Genomic DNA, 15060 nt, shown 5'->3' with positions numbered 1-15060 from the left:
CCACACCCGCTAGGCACGAAGGGCAGGTGATGGCCGCGGTTACGGCTTGGGGGCGTCCTCCGGAAGGGGGCGCCCCCGGGCCGCAGCCAGGCCAAGCGCAGTGCTTGCATACCTCACCCGACGGTTGTTCGCCGTCATCGTCATGCTGTTGGTCATCTCGCTGGTGACCTTCGGAATCTTCTTCCTCTTCCCGAAGCTGATCGGGACGGATCCGGCGCTGTACTTCGTCGGGAAGCAGTCCGACCCCGCCGCCATCGAGGGCATCCGGCAGAAGATGGGTCTCGACGACCCGATCCTCGTCCAGTTCGGCAAGTTCATCGTCGGGCTGGTGGCGGGTCGCACGTACGCCAACGGCTCCGACGTCACGCAATGCGCCGCGCCCTGCTTCGGCTACTCCTTCAAGACCGAGCAGGAGGTGTGGCCGCTGCTGCTGGACTGGCTGCCGGTCACCCTCTCGCTCGCCGCCGGCGCCGTCGTCCTGTGGGTCATCGGCGGTGTCGCCACCGGCGTCATCTCCGCCCTCAAGCGGGGCACCGTCCTGGACCGCTCGGCCATGGGCGTCGCCCTCGCCGGCGTCTCCCTCCCCATCTACTTCACGGGCATGCTCTTCATCGCCTTCTTCTCCGACCAGCTCGGCTGGTTCGGACGTCCCGAGGCGACCTTCGCGGACGACCCGGGCAAGTGGTTCAACGGCATGGTCCTGCCGTGGGTATCGCTCGCCTTCCTCTACGCGGCGATGTACGCGCGGCTCACCCGCGCGACCATGCTCGAAGTCCTCAACGAGGACTACATCCGCACCGCCCGCGCCAAGGGCCTGTCGGAACCCGTCGTCATCGGCAAGCACGCCATGCGCTCGACGATGACCCCGATCCTGACCGTCCTCGGCCTGGACCTCGGCGCCCTGATGGGCGGCGCGGTGCTGACGGAGTCCACCTTCTCCCTGCACGGCCTCGGTTACAGCGCGGTCCGCGCGATCAGCGACCACGACCTGCCGGTCATCCTGGGCATCACCCTGATCTCCGCCTTCTTCGTCGTCGCGGCGAACCTCATCGTTGACCTCCTGTACGCGGTGATCGACCCCCGAGTGAGGCTGTCATGACCGATCTCACCACGACCGGAGCGCTGAACGAACCGGTCGGCGCGACCCGGCCCTCCACCGCCTTCCTGGAGGTCCGCGACCTCAAGGTGCACTTCCCGACCGAGGACGGACTGGTCAAGTCGGTCGACGGGCTCTCCTTCACCCTGGAGAAGGGCAAGACCCTCGGCATCGTGGGCGAGTCCGGCTCCGGCAAGTCCGTCACCTCGCTCGGCATCATGGGCCTGCACCGCGTCGGCCAGTACGGCCGCCAGCGGGCCCGGATCTCCGGCGAGATCTGGCTGGACGGCAAGGAACTGCTCTCCGCCGACGAGGACGAGGTGCGCCGGCTCCGCGGCCGGGAGATCGCGATGATCTTCCAGGACCCGCTGTCCGCGATGCACCCCTACTTCACCATCGGCAAGCAGATCGCCGAGGCGTACCGGGTCCACAACAAGGCCGACAAGAAGGCGGCGCGCAAGCGGGCCGTCGAGCTCCTCGACCGCGTCGGGATCCCCGAGCCGCACAAGCGGGTCGACAGCTACCCGCACGAGTTCTCGGGCGGCATGCGCCAGCGCGCCATGATCGCGATGGCGCTGGTCAACAACCCCGAGCTGCTCATCGCGGACGAGCCGACCACCGCGCTGGACGTCACCGTCCAGGCGCAGATCCTCGACCTCATCCGCGACCTCCAGAAGGAGTTCGGCTCCGCGGTCATCATGATCACGCACGACCTGGGCGTGGTCGCCGAGATGGCCGACGAACTCCTCGTCATGTACGGCGGCCGGTGCGTGGAGCGGGGAACCGCGGAGAAGGTCTTCTACGAGCCCCGCCACCCCTACACCTGGGGCCTGCTGGGCTCGATGCCCCGCATCGACCGGGAGCAGACCGAACGGCTCATCCCGGTCAAGGGGTCGCCGCCCAGCCTCATCAACATCCCCGACGGCTGCGCCTTCAACCCGCGCTGCCCGTACGCCGACGTACCCAAGGGCAACGTGACCCGTACGGTGCGGCCGGAACTCACGGAGGACGGCACCCGCCACTGGTCCGCCTGCCACATGTCGCAGGAGGAGCGGACCCGGATCTGGACCGAAGAGATTGCGCCGAAGCTGTGAGCGAGATCAAGAAGACGGACACGGCCGCCGTTCCGGCGCAGGCCACGGACTCTCCGGGCCCACTGCTCAAGGTCACCGGCCTGACCAAGCACTTCCCCATCACCAAGGGGCTGCTGCGGCGGCAGGCGGGCGCGGTCAAGGCCGTCGACGGCATCGACTTCGACGTCCGGCGCGGTGAGACCCTCGGTGTCGTCGGCGAGTCCGGCTGCGGCAAGTCGACCATGGGCCGGCTGATCACGCGGCTGCTCGAACCGACCGGCGGCACCGTCGAGTTCGAGGGCAAGGACATCACGCACCTCGGCGTCGCCGGGATGCGGCCGATGCGCCGGGACATCCAGATGATCTTCCAGGACCCGTACGGTTCGCTGAACCCGCGCCACACGGTGGGCACCATCGTCAGCGCGCCGTTCAAGCTCCAGGGCGTGGAGCCCGAGGGCGGCCTCAAGGCGGAGGTGCAGCGGCTGCTGTCCCTCGTCGGCCTCAACCCGGAGCACTACAACCGCTACCCGCACGAGTTCTCGGGCGGCCAGCGCCAGCGCATCGGCATCGCCCGCGCCCTGGCCCTGAAGCCGAAGCTCGTGGTCGCGGACGAGCCGGTATCGGCGCTGGACGTGTCGATCCAGGCCCAGGTGGTCAACCTGCTGGACGACCTCCAGCAGGAGCTCGGCCTCACCTACGTGATCATCGCGCACGACCTGTCGGTGATCCGGCACGTCTCGGACCGCATCGCGGTCATGTACCTCGGCAAGATCGTGGAGCTGGCCGACAACAAGTCGCTGTACGGGGCGCCGATGCACCCCTACACCACGGCCCTGATGTCGGCCGTGCCGGTGCCGGACCCGCGGCGGCGCGGGGCCAAGAGCGGGCGCATCCTGCTCAAGGGCGACGTGCCGTCCCCGATCTCACCGCCGAGCGGGTGCCGCTTCCACACGCGGTGCTGGAAGGCGACGCAGATCTGCACCACGCAGGAACCGCCGCTGCTGGCGCTGAAGACGGGCCACGAGGTGGCCTGCCACCACCCGGAGAACGCCCCCGACCAGGCGCCGGGCGACCAGCCCCTGCCGGGCGCGGCGGACGCGGTGGTCACGGTTTCGGAGTAGCGGCCGAAATCCCGGCGGGAGCCGGGGTGCCCCACCCACAGGCACCCCGGCCCCACCGGGGACCTCCGGCCCGCTCGCCGTTCCCGCGCCACGGTCCCACTCGCCGGTCCCCCGTGCCTGTTCCCCCGCGCCCGTTCCCCGTGCCCGCTCCCGCGCGACGGTCCCACGTGCCGCGACCCCGCGAGCCGGGCGGGGCCGCCCGGCGGGTGACAATGGCCCGGTGCTCCACGATCTCTTCCCGCCCGGGGTCCAGCATGCGCTGGACCTCGCGGGCATCTTCGTCTTCGCCACCGCCGGCGCCCTGCTCGCGGTCCGCAAGAACTTCGACGTCTTCGGCATCGTCGTGCTCGCCCTGGTCACCGCGCTGGGCGGCGGCCTCTTCCGCGACCTCGCCATCGGGGCGGTCCCGCCCGCCGCCTTCGGAGAGCTCAGCTTCTTCCTCACCCCGCTGATCGCCGCCGCGTTCGTCTTCTTCCTGCACCCCGAGGTCCAGCGGATCAACCGCGCCATCGCCGTCTTCGACGCCGCCGGCCTCGGACTGTTCTGCGTGACGGGCACCACCAAGGCCTACGAGTACGGCCTCGGCCTGACCGCCTCCGCCTCGCTCGGGCTGGCCACCGCCGTCGGCGGGGGCGTCCTGCGCGACGTCCTCGTCAACGAGGTGCCCTCGCTGCTGCGCGACCGCGAGATGTACGCCGTCCCCGCCGTCGTCGGCGCCTCGATGGTCGCCCTCTTCATCGAATTCGACGCCCTCAACGGCGTCACCACCGGCCTCGCCATCGTCACCACGTTCGTGCTGCGCCTGCTCGCCATGCGCTACCACTGGCGGGCGCCACTGGCCTGGAACCGACGCTCGGCCGTGGCCGAAGAGCCGTAACAATAGAAAGCTACCGCTTAGTAGCATCGCGGTGTACCGTCGTTTCATGTCACACGCAGCTGCCAAGGCATCCATCGGCGACAGCGAGTTCGACCGCGACACCACCGTCACCGCACGCGCGGACGAGCCCGGGGTGTACGACGCGGAGCTCTCCGCCGGCTGGACGATCATCACCGCCGTCAACGGCGGATACCTGCTGGCCCTGGTCGGCCGGGCCCTGTCGGCGGCCCTGCCGCACCCGGACCCCTTCACGGTCTCCGCGCACTACCTGACCTCCTCCGTGCCCGGCCCCGCCGTGATCCGCACGCAGGTCGCCCGGGTCGGCCGCACCCTCTCCACCGGTCAGGCCTCGCTCTTCCAGTACGACGAGAGCGGCGCCGAGGTCGAACGCATCCGCGTCCTCGCCTCCTACGGCGACCTCTCCAGCCTGTCGGACGACGTGCGCACCGTCGCGCTGCCGCCCGCCATGCCGGCCTACGAGGACTGCCTCGGGGCCGAGTCCGGACCGGCCCCGATCCCCGGCAGCTCCGCGATCGTCGACCGGCTCCGGCTCCGGCTGGACCCCGCGACCGCGGGCTGGGCCGTCGGCGCGCCCTCCGGCAAGGGCGAGATGCGGGCCTGGTTCGAGCTGGCCGACGGCCGTGACGCCGACCCGCTGTCCCTGCTCCTCGCGGTGGACGCGCTCCCGCCGACCGCCTTCGACCTCGGGCTGATCGGCTGGACCCCGACCGTGGAACTCACCACCCACATCCGGCGCCGCCCGGCCGCGGGGCCGCTCCGCGTCGCCATCACGACGCGGAACCTGGCCGGCGGATTCCTGGAGGAGGACGCCGAGGTCTGGGACTCGGCGGACCGCCTGGTCGCCCAGTCCCGCCAGCTGGCCCGCGCGCCGCGGCAGGCCTGAAAGCCGCGGATCCCCGGCGGGGCCGCGGTCCCGCCGGACCCCGCCGGGGATCCGGGGCCCTGCGGGCTCGTAGAATCGGGGGATCATGGCCTACCTCGACCACGCCGCCACGACCCCGATGCTGCCGGAGGCCGCCGCGGCGATGACCGCGCAGTTCGCCGCCACGGGGAACGCCTCCTCCCTGCACGCCGCCGGCCGCCGGGCCCGCCGAACCGTCGAGGAGGCCCGAGAGGCCTTCGCCGAGGCGATCGGCGCCCGCCCGAGCGAGGTGGTCTTCACCGCCGGGGGCACGGAAGCCGACAACCTCGCCGTCAAGGGCCTCTACTGGGCCCGGCGCGACGCCGACCCCGCCCGGACCCGGATCCTGTCCAGCCCCGTCGAGCACCACGCGGTGCTCGACGCCGTCCACTGGCTCGCCGAACACGAAGGCGCCCGGGTCGAGTACCTCCCCGTGGACCGCTACGGGCGGGTGCACGCGGACGCCTTCCGCGAGGCCGTCGAGCGCAACCCCGGCGACGTGGCCCTGGCCACCGTCATGTGGGCCAACAACGAGATCGGCACCGTCATGCCGGTCCGCGAACTGGCCGACATCGCCGGGGAGTACGGCATCGCGCTGCACTCGGACGCCGTCCAGGCCTTCGGGCAGCTCGACGTCGCCTTCGGCGACAGCGGCCTCGCGGCCATGACCGTCAGCGGCCACAAGATCGGCGGCCCGTACGGCATCGGCGCCCTGCTCCTGGGCCGCGACCAGAGCCCCGTCCCGGTGCTGCACGGCGGCGGTCAGGAGCGGCACGTGCGCTCCGGCACCCTCGACGTGCCGGCCATCGCCGCCTTCGCGGTGGCCGCCGTCCTCGCCGCCGAGCGCCGCGAGCGCTTCGCCGCCGAGATCGGCGCCCTGCGGGACGAGCTGATCGCGGTCGTCCGCTCGGCCGTGCCGGACGCCGTCCTCGGCGGGGACCCCGACGACCGGCTCCCGGCCAACGCCCACTTCAGCTTCCCCGGCTGCGAGGGCGACTCCCTGCTGCTGCTGCTCGACGCGCAGGGCATCGAGTGCTCCACCGGCTCCGCCTGCACCGCCGGCGTCGCCCAGCCGAGCCACGTCCTGCTGGCCGCCGGTACCGATCCCCAGCTCGCGCGCGGCACCCTGCGCTTCTCGCTCGGCCACACCTCCTCGAAGGAGGACGTGGCCGCCCTGGCCGCGGCCATCGGCCCGGCCGTGGAGCGCGCCCGGTCGGCCGGCCTCAGCTGAGGGCGCCGCGCCGGCCGCCCGACCGTACGGGTGGCCGGGCCGGGTCCCGGGACGGCCCCTGAACCGGTGCGGGCCGCCCTCAGCCGGTCTTCGCGGACGCCGTGGGCATCGGCGTCGGCGCGGGTGCGCGCAGGGCCTCGCGGACCAGGCCCAGGTAGCGGTCCCAGTCCCAGTGCCGGCCGGGGTCCGTGTGGTCGGCGCCCGGGACCTCCGAGTGGCCCAGGATGTGGGCGCGGTCCGCCGGTATGCCGTACCGGCGGCAGACGTCCGCTGCGAGCCGGGCCGAGGCCGCGTACATCGTCTCGGTGAAATCCTGCGGACGGTCCACGAAGCCCACGTGCTCGATGCCGACACTGCGCTCGTTCATCGAGCGGCTGCCCGCGTGGAAGGCGACGTCCAGCTCGCGCACCATCTGCTCTATGTGGCCGTCCTGGCGCACGATGTAGTGCGCCGACGCCTTGTGCCACGGATTTCTGAAAGCGTCCACCGAGGATTCGAAGCCGCCCTGTGTGACATGGACGACGATCCGGTCCACCCGGTAGTCGTCCGGCCGGTCCGCCCTGCGCCAGTTCGCCGGGGAGGCCGCCGTCCAGCTCGCGCCCGCGTGGTCGAGCTCGCCCTCCTTGCGCGGCTTCGCGACCCCCGGGACCAGCCGCCAGACCCGGCCGATCTCCTCCCGCCCGGCGATCGCCGCCGCCGCGACGAGCCCGAGACCGCCGAAGAGCACGGCCCGGCGGGTCCGCCCCGCGGACTTCCCGCCCCCCGGAGCCTTTCCCGGCGGCTTCTTCGCCGCATTCCCCTTGTTCGCCATGTGATCCACCCCCCACAGCCGACAACGCGCCGTGACCCCGCCCGGTTCCCCCGTACTCTGGACGGTGCTATGACTGAGAACCTGCCGCGCACCGCCCGCCCCCTCCGCGTCCTGGCCGCCATGTCCGGCGGAGTGGACTCCGCCGTCGCCGCCGCCCGTGCGGTGGAAGCCGGGCACGACGTCACCGGCGTCCACCTCGCGCTCTCCGCGAACCCGCAGTCCTTCCGGACCGGCGCCCGCGGCTGCTGCACCATCGAGGACTCCCGCGACGCCCGCCGCGCCGCCGACGTCATCGGCATCCCCTTCTACGTCTGGGACCTCGCCGAGCGCTTCCGCGAGGACGTCGTGGAGGACTTCGTCTCCGAGTACCAGGCCGGGCGCACCCCGAACCCCTGTCTGCGCTGCAACGAGAAGATCAAGTTCGCGGCGCTGCTGGACAAGGCCCTCGCCCTCGGCTTCGACGCCGTCTGCACCGGCCACTACGCCACCGTCGTCCTGAACGAGGACGGCACCCGCGAGCTGCACCGGGCCTCCGACATGGCCAAGGACCAGTCCTACGTCCTCGGCGTGCTCGACGAGAAGCAGCTCGCCCACGCCCTCTTCCCGCTCGGCGACACCCTCACCACCAAGGAAGAGATCCGCGCCGAGGCCGAGCGGCGGGGGCTCGCGGTGGCCAAGAAGCCCGACAGCCACGACATCTGCTTCATCGCCGACGGCGACACCCAGGGCTTCCTCGCGAACCGCCTGGGCAAGGCCGAAGGCGACATCGTCGACGAGACCGGACGGACGGTCGGCACCCACGAGGGCGCCTTCGGCTTCACCATCGGGCAGCGCAAGGGCCTGCGCATCGGCCACCCCGCCGCCGACGGCAAGCCGCGCTACGTCCTCGACATCTCCCCGGTGAACAACACCGTCACCGTCGGCCCCGCCGAGGCCCTCGACGTCACGGCCCTCACCGCGATCCGCCCCCGTTGGTGCGGCGCTTCGGCCGCCGCCCCCGGCACCTACACCGCGCAGCTGCGCGCCCACGGAGGCGAGAGCGAGGTCTTCGCCGAGCTCGTGGACGGCGAGCTGCGCGTCTCCTTCGCCGAACCGGTCCGCGGCGTGGCCCCCGGCCAGGCGATCGTGCTCTACGACGGCACCCGCGTGGTCGGCTCGGCCACCATCGCCACCACCACCCGGGCTGCCGCCGGCGTCTAGCCGGCGGGGCGCCCGGTCATGCCGGGCGCCCGGTCACCGCGGGCGCCCGGTTCATCGCGGGCGCCGGGCGTGCCGCCGGGGCGCCCGCCGCGCGGTGAGGCCGGCGTCAGACCACCGTCAGGACGATCTTGCCGGTGGTGCGGCCCCGCTCGCCGATCTCGTGGGCCTTCGCCGCCTGCTCCAGCGGCAGCACCGTGTCGACCAGCGGCTTCAGCAGGCCCTGCTCGACCAGGGCCGCGATCTCCTTCAGGCCCCCGAGGTCCGGCTCCACCAGCACCCAGGAGGCGTGGACGCCCCGCGTGTCGGCCGGGATGCCGTCCGGGCCCGGAAGGGTCACCAGGTGCCCGCCCGGCCGCAGGACCTTCAGCGAGCGCCGCGCGTACTCCCCGCCGACCGCGTCGATCACGACGTCCACGTCGCGGACGGCGTCCTCGAAGTCCGTCGTGCGGTAGTCGATCACCTCGTCGGCGCCGAGCCCCCGCACCAGCGCGTGCTTGCCCGCGCTCGCGGTGCCGATCACGTACGCACCGCGCGCCTTGGCGATCTGCACGGCCAGGTGGCCGACCCCGCCGGCCGCCGCGTGCACCAGCACCCGCTGCCCGGCCGTGACCCCGGCGGTGTCCACCAGCGCCTGCCACGCGGTCAGCGCGGCCAGGGGCAGCGCCGCGGCCCGGACGTGGTCCAGCGAGGCCGGCTTGCGGGCGAAGTGCCGCGCGGGGGCCGTCACGTACTCGGCGTATGCGCCGGCCTGCTGCGGGAAGCGGGGCATCCCGTACACCTCGTCGCCCGCCCGGTAAAGCGTGACGCCCGGTCCGACGGCCTCGACGGTGCCCGAGACGTCCCAGCCGACCGCCGGCACCGGCCCCCAGGGGATCAGGCCGCCGCTCTCGCGGGTCTTCCAGTCCACCGGGTTCACGCCGGCCGCGTGCACCCGTACCAGGACCTCGCCCATGCCGGGCTCCGGACGCTCGGCTTCCGTCTCGACGAGTACCTCGGGTCCGCCCCACTTGCTGACGACGACGGCGCGCATGAATGTCTCCTCGATGCTGATCCGTGCCGGTATCCCGGCCTACCGCACCAGCCTGGCGGCTCCGGGCCCCGCGTGGTGATGGCCGGACGGCCACCCTGTGACAGAATCTGGCCATGCACCGTGTCGCCGTACTCGCCGTCGAAGGCGTCGCCCCGTTCGAGCTCGGAATGCCCTCCCGGGTCTTCGGCAACGCCCGCGCCGAGGACGGCACCCCCCTGTACCAGGTCACCGTCTGCACCGCGGACGGCATGCCCGTGATGAGCGACGCGGGCTTCACCATCGGGGTCGCGGCCGGCCCCGAGGCGCTCGCCGCGGCCGACACCGTGATCGTCCCGCCCACCCACGCCATGCCCGGGCTGCTGCGCGGCGAGCCGCTGCCGCCCGCCCTGGCCGCCGCCCTGGCCGGCATCCGCCCCGGCGCCCGGACCGTGTCCATCTGCACCGGTTCCGAGGTGCTCGCCGCCGCCGGCCTGCTCGACGGCCGGGCCGCCACCACCCACTGGGTGCACGCGCCGGACTTCCGCAGGGCCTTCCCGCGCGTCCGGCTCGACGAGGAGGTCCTGTTCGTCGACGACGGCGACGTCCTCACCTCCGCCGGGGTGGCCGCCGGCATCGACCTGTGCCTCTACCTGATCCGCCGGGACCACGGCACGGCCGCCGCCAACCGCGCCGCCCGGCTGTGCGTCGTACCGCCGTGGCGCGACGGCGGGCAGGCCCAGTACATCGACCGTCCCGTCCCCGAACCGACCGCCGCCACCACCACCGCCACCCGCGCCTGGGCCCTGGAGCGCCTCGCCGAGCCCGTCACGCTCGCCGAGCTGGCCGCCCACGCCCGGATGAGCCTGCGCACCTTCACCCGGCGCTTTCGCGACGAGGTCGGCATGACCCCGGTCCAGTGGCTCACCGGCCAGCGCCTGGAGGTCGCCCGGCACCTGCTGGAATCCAGCGACCTCCCCGTCGACCTGGTCGCCCACCGGGCCGGCTTCGGCTCGGCCAACTCCCTGCGCCAGCACATGCGCACCGCCCTCGGCGTCTCCCCGATCGCCTACCGCCGCACCTTCCAGCCCGACAGCCCGGCCCTGGCATGACCTCGGGGGTAATCGCCCCGGGCCCGGTCCGCTGACAGAGTCGGAGCAACGGCCCGCACCCGCGGGCCCCTTGCCCGGGGAGACCGCCATGACCGCTTACGCCATCGCCCACCTGCGCCCGGAGTCCGTGCACGGGGACGTCCTGCGCTACATGGAGCGGATCCAGGCGACCATGGATCCCTTCGAGGGCCGCTTCCTCGTCCACGGCGCGCAGGTCGAGGTCCTGGAGGGCCCCTTCCCCGGGACGGTCGTCGTGATCGGCTTCCCGGACATCGAGCGGGCCCGCGCCTGGTACGCCTCGCCGGCCTACCAGGCCATCCTCCCGCTGCGCACCGACCACATCCCGGGTGAGGCCGTCCTGGTCGAGGGAGTCCCGGCCGACTACGACGCCGGCCGGACGGCCGCGCGCCTGCGCGACGAGGCCGGCCGCTGACCCGGGCGGGACGGCCCGCCCCGCGCCCGCCCCGCGCCCGCCCCGGGCCCGGCCCGCGCGCCCGGCCGCACCCGGGCCGGACCGGGCCGCCGCCGCCCGGCCCGGGCCGGGCCGCCCCGCCGGGGGTGCGAGCATGGGGCCCATGGCTACTCACCTGATCACCGGTGCCGGTTCCGGCATCGGCGCCGCCGTCGCGGCCCGGCTGCACGCCCGCGGCGACGACCTCGTCCTCCTCGCCCGCGACGCCGGCCGCGGCAAGCAGCTCGTCGAGCGCTACCCCGGGGCGCGGGCCCTCGTCGGCGACCTCGCCGACCCCGACCGGCTGTCGTGGGCCTTCTCCAAGCAGGCCGTCCCCGAGCGGATCGACTCCCTCCTGCACATCGCCGGCATCGTCGACCTCGGCCCCGTCGGCGACCTGCGCCCCAAGACCTGGCACCAGCAGCTCAACGTGAACCTGATCGCCCCCGCCGAGGTCACCCGGCTGCTGCTGCCCACCCTGCGGGCCTCGCGCGCGAGCATCGTCTTCGTGAACTCCGGCGCCGGCCTCACCGCTCACGCCGACTGGAGCGCCTACGCCGCCTCCAAACACGGTCTCAAGGCGCTCGCCGACTCGCTGCGCGCCGAGGAGCGGGCCAACGGCATCCGCGTCACCTCCGTCTACCCCGGCCGCACCGCCAGCCCCATGCAGGCCAAGGTCCACTCCCAGGAGGGCAAGGAGTACGACCCCGCCGCCTGGATCGACCCCGAGTCCGTGGCCACCACGATCGTCATGGCGCTCGACCTGCCGCGCGACGCCGAGGTCAACGACCTGACCGTCAGGCCGGGCCGATGACCGCGGGCGCCACCGGTATCGGATCCCTGCCGGGCGGCGACGCCCGTGAAGCCGCCAGGACCGCCACCGGCTCCTTCGAGGACTTCCCGTACCTGCCCGAGCTGCCCGCCCGGGGGCCGGGCGCCGACATGATCGGCCGCTCCCTCGGGCTGCTCGTCGAGATGTACGCCCACGTGGAGCCCAGCGGGTGGCGCGTCAGCGACCGCCCCGGCCGGGACACCCGCCGGGCCCGGTCCTGGCTCCGCGAGGACCTCGACGCCCTGGAGGAGTTCACCCAGGGGTACACCGGGAAGCTCAAGGTCCAGGCGGTGGGGCCGTGGACGCTCGCCGCCGCCCTGGAGCTGCACGGCGGCGAGCGCATGCTCCAGGACGCGGGCGCCTGCCGGGACCTGGCCGGATCCCTCGCGGAGGGCCTGCGCGAGCACCTGGCCGATGTGCGCAGGCGCATCCCCGGCGCGGAGGTCGTGCTGCAGTTCGACGAGCCCTCGCTCACCTCCGTCCTGCTCGGCCGGGTGCGCTCCGCGAGCGGCTACCGCACCTACCGGGCGGTGGACCGGCAGGTCGTCGAGGGCACCCTGCGGGATCTGTTCGCCGTGCACGACGGCGAGGTCGTCGTCCACTCCTGCGCACCCGAGGTCCCCTTCGCGCTGCTGCGGCGCGCCGGCGCCACGGGCGTGTCGTTCGATTTCTCCCTGCTCACCGAGCGCGAGGACGACGCCGTCGGAGAGGCCGTCGAAGGCGGCACGAAACTCTTCGCCGGAGTGGTGCCCGGCACGGACGGCCCGTTGTCGGACCCGGGCGGTAGCGTCATGGGTGTCAGGAAGCTCTGGCGCAGGTTGGGGCTGGCCCCGGGGGCTCTGGCGGAGTCCGTGGTGGTCACTCCGTCGTGCGGTCTGGCGGGCGCTTCACCCGCCTACGCCCGCGCGGTGCAGGCGCATTGCGTCAGGGCGGCGAGGTCGCTCGCCGACAACCCTGAGTGACGGTCGAGACGGGCCACGGGAGGACACGGCATGGCAGCCGAACAGCAGGACACGGCAGTACCGGCGGCGGTGCGCGAGCAGCACATGCTCCTCGCCGAGCAGATCGAGGAGCACCGCTTCCGGTACTACGTGAACGACCAGCCGGTCGTCAGCGACGCCGAGTTCGACCAGCTGCTGCGTTCGCTGGAGGCCCTGGAGGAGGAGTACCCGCAACTGCGCACGCCCGACTCGCCCACCCAGAAGGTGGCCGGGGCGTACGAGACGGACTTCGCGTCCGTGCAGCACCGGGAGCGGATGCTCTCCCTCGACAACGCCTTCGACGACGAGGAGCTCGCCGCCTGGGCCGAGCGCGTCGCCCGGGACGTGAACACCTCGGACTACCACTACCTGTGCGAGCTGAAGGTGGACGGCCTCGCCGTCAACCTCACCTACGAGAACGGCCGGCTGACCCGCGCCGCCACCCGCGGCGACGGCCGCACCGGTGAGGACATCACGCCCAACGTCCGCACCATCGCCGAGATCCCCGACCGGCTCAAGGGCGACCGGATCCCGGCCCTCGTCGAGATCCGCGGCGAGGTCTTCTTCCCGATGGAGAAGTTCGAGGAGCTCAACGCCCGGCTCGTCGAGGCGCAGGGCAAGCCGTTCGCCAATCCGCGCAACGCGGCCGCCGGTTCGCTCCGCCAGAAGGACCCGAAGGTCACCGCGAGCCGTCCCCTGCACATGGTGGTGCACGGCATCGGAGCGCGCGAGGGGTTCGAGATCGAGCGCCAGTCCCAGGCGTACGAGCTGCTGCACGAGTGGGGCCTGCCCACGGCCCGGCACAACAAAGTGGTCGCCTCCCTCGCCGAAGTCCGGGAGTTCATCGCCCACTTCGGCGAGAACCGGCACTCCGTGGAGCATGAGATCGACGGCGTCGTCGTCAAACTGGACGAGGTCGCCCTCCAGGGGCGACTCGGCTCCACCGCGCGCGCCCCGCGCTGGGCGATCGCCTGGAAGTACGCCCCCGAAGAGGTCAACACCAAGCTGATCGACATCAAGGTCGGCGTCGGCCGCACGGGGCGGATCACCCCGTTCGCACAGGTGGAGCCGGTGACGGTGGCCGGTTCCGAGGTGGAGTTCGCCACCCTGCACAACCAGGAGGTCGTCAAGGCCAAGGGCGTGCTCATCGGGGACACCGTCGTCCTGCGCAAGGCGGGCGACGTCATCCCCGAGATCCTCGGTCCGGTGGTGGACCTGCGTGACGGCAGCGAACGGGAGTTCGTGATGCCGGCCGAGTGCCCCGCGTGCGGTACGCAGCTGCGGCCGATGAAGGAGGGGGACATCGACGTCCGGTGCCCCAACGGGCAGACCTGCCCGGCCCAGCTGCGTGAGCGGCTCTTCTACCTCGGCGGCCGGCAGAGCCTGGACATCGAGAACTTCGGCATGGTGGCGGCCGCGGCGCTGACCGGCCCGCTGGAGCCCGCCGAACCGCCGCTGCTCGACGAGGGCGACCTGTTCGGCCTCACCATCGAGCAGCTGCTGCCCATCAAGGCGTATGTCCTCGACCCGGACAGCGGTCTGCCCAAGCGGGACCCGAAGACCGGGGAGGAGAAGGTCGTCAGGGTCTTCGCCAACCAGAAGGGCGAGCCGAAGAAGAACGCCCTGGCCATGCTGGAGAACATCGCGGCAGCCAAGGAGCGCCCGCTCGCCCGCGTCATCAACGGCCTGTCGATCCGCCACGTCGGGCCGGTCGCGGCGGAGGCCCTCGCCCGCGAGTTCCGGTCGATCGACCGCATCGAACAGGCCACCGAGGAGGAGCTGACGGCCACCGACGGGGTCGGCGCGATCATCGCGGCCTCCCTCAAGGAGTGGTTCGCCGTCGACTGGCACCGGGAGATCCTGCGCAAGTGGCGGGAGGCCGGGGTCCGGATGGAGGAGGAAGGTTCCGCCGAGGAGCAGGGGCCGCGACCGCTGGAGGGCCTCACCGTCGTCGTCACGGGCACCCTGCAGAGCCACACCAGGGACGGCGCGAAGGAGGCGCTGCAGAGCCGCGGCGCCAAGGTGACCGGATCCGTGTCGAAGAAGACCTCCTTCGTCGTGGTCGGCGACAACCCTGGTTCGAAGTACGACAAGGCCGTCACGCTGAAGCTGGCCATCCTCGACGACGCCGGTTTCGAGGTGCTGCTGGCGCAGGGGCCCGACGCGGCCCGCGAGGCGGCGCTCCCGCTGGACGGCCCGGCCGCGGCGCAGTGACGCCCGGGAGGGGAATCGTCGCCCCGGGGGAGTAACGCGGGCGGACCGATGCGTGGCGTGCGGCCGGACGGGCGGGCGCACGCCGGGCGCGGCAGGCGGTGGGAAACGGCCGGTACAAGCCTGGCCGCAGGGCG

14 protein-coding genes are annotated in these 15060 nt (G+C 72.9%); 12 read left to right on the top strand and 2 right to left on the bottom strand.

What is annotated here, in order from left to right; genetic code table 11:
• Window positions 1-100 precede the first annotated feature (100 nt).
• The 6 genes from AMK16_RS08560 to AMK16_RS08535 all read left to right on the top strand — a co-directional run bounded on the left by AMK16_RS08560 (window position 101) and on the right by AMK16_RS08535 (window position 6320).
• Entirely contained in the window at window positions 101-1099 is a 999-nt protein-coding gene (locus tag AMK16_RS08560; protein ID WP_199885390.1) for an ABC transporter permease, read from the top strand.
• Window positions 1096-2190, top strand: coding sequence for an ABC transporter ATP-binding protein (locus AMK16_RS08555; RefSeq protein ID WP_073911257.1), 1095 nt, complete (start codon window positions 1096-1098; stop codon window positions 2188-2190). The genes AMK16_RS08560 and AMK16_RS08555 overlap by 4 nt, the downstream gene beginning before the upstream one ends.
• On the top strand, window positions 2187-3290 hold the full coding sequence (locus AMK16_RS08550) for an ABC transporter ATP-binding protein (RefSeq protein WP_073911254.1): 1104 nt from the start codon (window positions 2187-2189) through the stop codon (window positions 3288-3290). Before AMK16_RS08555 ends, AMK16_RS08550 begins: the two co-directional genes overlap by 4 nt.
• 220 nt (window positions 3291-3510) lie before the next feature.
• Window positions 3511-4167, top strand: a complete 657-nt coding sequence (locus tag AMK16_RS08545; RefSeq protein ID WP_073911251.1) for a trimeric intracellular cation channel family protein — start codon at window positions 3511-3513, stop codon at window positions 4165-4167.
• A gap of 46 nt (window positions 4168-4213) precedes the next feature.
• Complete coding sequence (locus tag AMK16_RS08540; protein WP_073911248.1) at window positions 4214-5071, top strand: thioesterase family protein; 858 nt, start codon at window positions 4214-4216, stop codon at window positions 5069-5071.
• A gap of 85 nt (window positions 5072-5156) precedes the next feature.
• Entirely contained in the window at window positions 5157-6320 is a 1164-nt protein-coding gene (locus AMK16_RS08535) for a cysteine desulfurase family protein (protein WP_073911245.1), read from the top strand.
• A 79-nt stretch (window positions 6321-6399) separates the two neighbouring features.
• On the opposite strand, the gene AMK16_RS08530 is transcribed toward AMK16_RS08535, so the two are convergent.
• Window positions 6400-7131, bottom strand: coding sequence for an N-acetylmuramoyl-L-alanine amidase (locus tag AMK16_RS08530; protein ID WP_073911242.1), 732 nt, complete (start codon window positions 7129-7131; stop codon window positions 6400-6402).
• Between the two features lie 69 nt (window positions 7132-7200).
• Here AMK16_RS08530 and mnmA point away from each other — a divergent pair, with 69 nt between their 5' ends.
• Window positions 7201-8331 carry a tRNA 2-thiouridine(34) synthase MnmA gene (gene mnmA / locus AMK16_RS08525; protein ID WP_073911241.1) on the top strand — a complete coding sequence of 377 codons (1131 nt, stop codon included), beginning with the start codon at window positions 7201-7203 and terminating at the stop codon, window positions 8329-8331.
• A gap of 106 nt (window positions 8332-8437) precedes the next feature.
• Here the strand turns inward: mnmA and AMK16_RS08520 are convergent, their stop codons facing one another.
• Window positions 8438-9361, bottom strand: coding sequence for an NADP-dependent oxidoreductase (locus AMK16_RS08520; RefSeq protein WP_073911238.1), 924 nt, complete (start codon window positions 9359-9361; stop codon window positions 8438-8440).
• A gap of 113 nt (window positions 9362-9474) precedes the next feature.
• Between AMK16_RS08520 and AMK16_RS08515 the strand changes: the two genes are divergently transcribed.
• The 5 genes from AMK16_RS08515 (at window position 9475) to ligA (ending at window position 14926) form a co-directional block, all read left to right on the top strand.
• Entirely contained in the window at window positions 9475-10449 is a 975-nt protein-coding gene (locus AMK16_RS08515; RefSeq protein ID WP_073911236.1) for a GlxA family transcriptional regulator, read from the top strand.
• Between the two features lie 88 nt (window positions 10450-10537).
• Complete coding sequence (locus AMK16_RS08510) at window positions 10538-10882, top strand: DUF1330 domain-containing protein (protein WP_073911233.1); 345 nt, start codon at window positions 10538-10540, stop codon at window positions 10880-10882.
• A gap of 142 nt (window positions 10883-11024) precedes the next feature.
• Window positions 11025-11714 (top strand): SDR family oxidoreductase, encoded by a 690-nt coding sequence (locus tag AMK16_RS08505; RefSeq protein WP_199885389.1) that lies wholly within the window; start codon window positions 11025-11027, stop codon window positions 11712-11714.
• A complete protein-coding gene (locus AMK16_RS08500) occupies window positions 11711-12694 on the top strand; it encodes a methionine synthase (RefSeq protein ID WP_073911229.1) in 984 nt (327 codons plus the stop codon). The genes AMK16_RS08505 and AMK16_RS08500 overlap by 4 nt, the downstream gene beginning before the upstream one ends.
• 30 nt (window positions 12695-12724) lie before the next feature.
• A complete protein-coding gene (gene ligA, locus AMK16_RS08495) occupies window positions 12725-14926 on the top strand; it encodes an NAD-dependent DNA ligase LigA (protein WP_073911227.1) in 2202 nt (733 codons plus the stop codon).
• Window positions 14927-15060: the final 134 nt, after the last annotated feature.

Source organism: Streptomyces sp. CB00455 (genome assembly GCF_001905445.1).
Lineage (GTDB): Bacteria > Actinomycetota > Actinomycetes > Streptomycetales > Streptomycetaceae > Streptomyces.
The sequence above is the reverse complement of the archived record's forward strand: the minus strand, read 5'-3'. Positions and strand labels throughout refer to the sequence as shown.

Bases quoted from the DNA above. Each gene is read 5' to 3' on its own strand.
- AMK16_RS08515 (WP_073911236.1), top strand. From the start codon at position 9,475: ATGCACCGTGTCGCCGTACTCGCCGTCGAAGGCGTCGCCCCGTTCGAG.
- AMK16_RS08510 (WP_073911233.1), top strand. From the start codon at position 10,538: ATGACCGCTTACGCCATCGCCCACCTGCGCCCGGAGTCCGTGCACGGG.
- AMK16_RS08505 (WP_199885389.1), top strand. From the start codon at position 11,025: ATGGCTACTCACCTGATCACCGGTGCCGGTTCCGGCATCGGCGCCGCC.
- mnmA (WP_073911241.1), top strand. From the start codon at position 7,201: ATGACTGAGAACCTGCCGCGCACCGCCCGCCCCCTCCGCGTCCTGGCC.
- AMK16_RS08530 (WP_073911242.1), bottom strand. From the start codon at position 7,131: ATGGCGAACAAGGGGAATGCGGCGAAGAAGCCGCCGGGAAAGGCTCCG.
- ligA (WP_073911227.1), top strand. From the start codon at position 12,725: ATGGCAGCCGAACAGCAGGACACGGCAGTACCGGCGGCGGTGCGCGAG.
- AMK16_RS08500 (WP_073911229.1), top strand. From the start codon at position 11,711: ATGACCGCGGGCGCCACCGGTATCGGATCCCTGCCGGGCGGCGACGCC.
- AMK16_RS08555 (WP_073911257.1), top strand. From the start codon at position 1,096: ATGACCGATCTCACCACGACCGGAGCGCTGAACGAACCGGTCGGCGCG.
- AMK16_RS08535 (WP_073911245.1), top strand. From the start codon at position 5,157: ATGGCCTACCTCGACCACGCCGCCACGACCCCGATGCTGCCGGAGGCC.
- AMK16_RS08520 (WP_073911238.1), bottom strand. From the start codon at position 9,361: ATGCGCGCCGTCGTCGTCAGCAAGTGGGGCGGACCCGAGGTACTCGTC.
- AMK16_RS08540 (WP_073911248.1), top strand. From the start codon at position 4,214: ATGTCACACGCAGCTGCCAAGGCATCCATCGGCGACAGCGAGTTCGAC.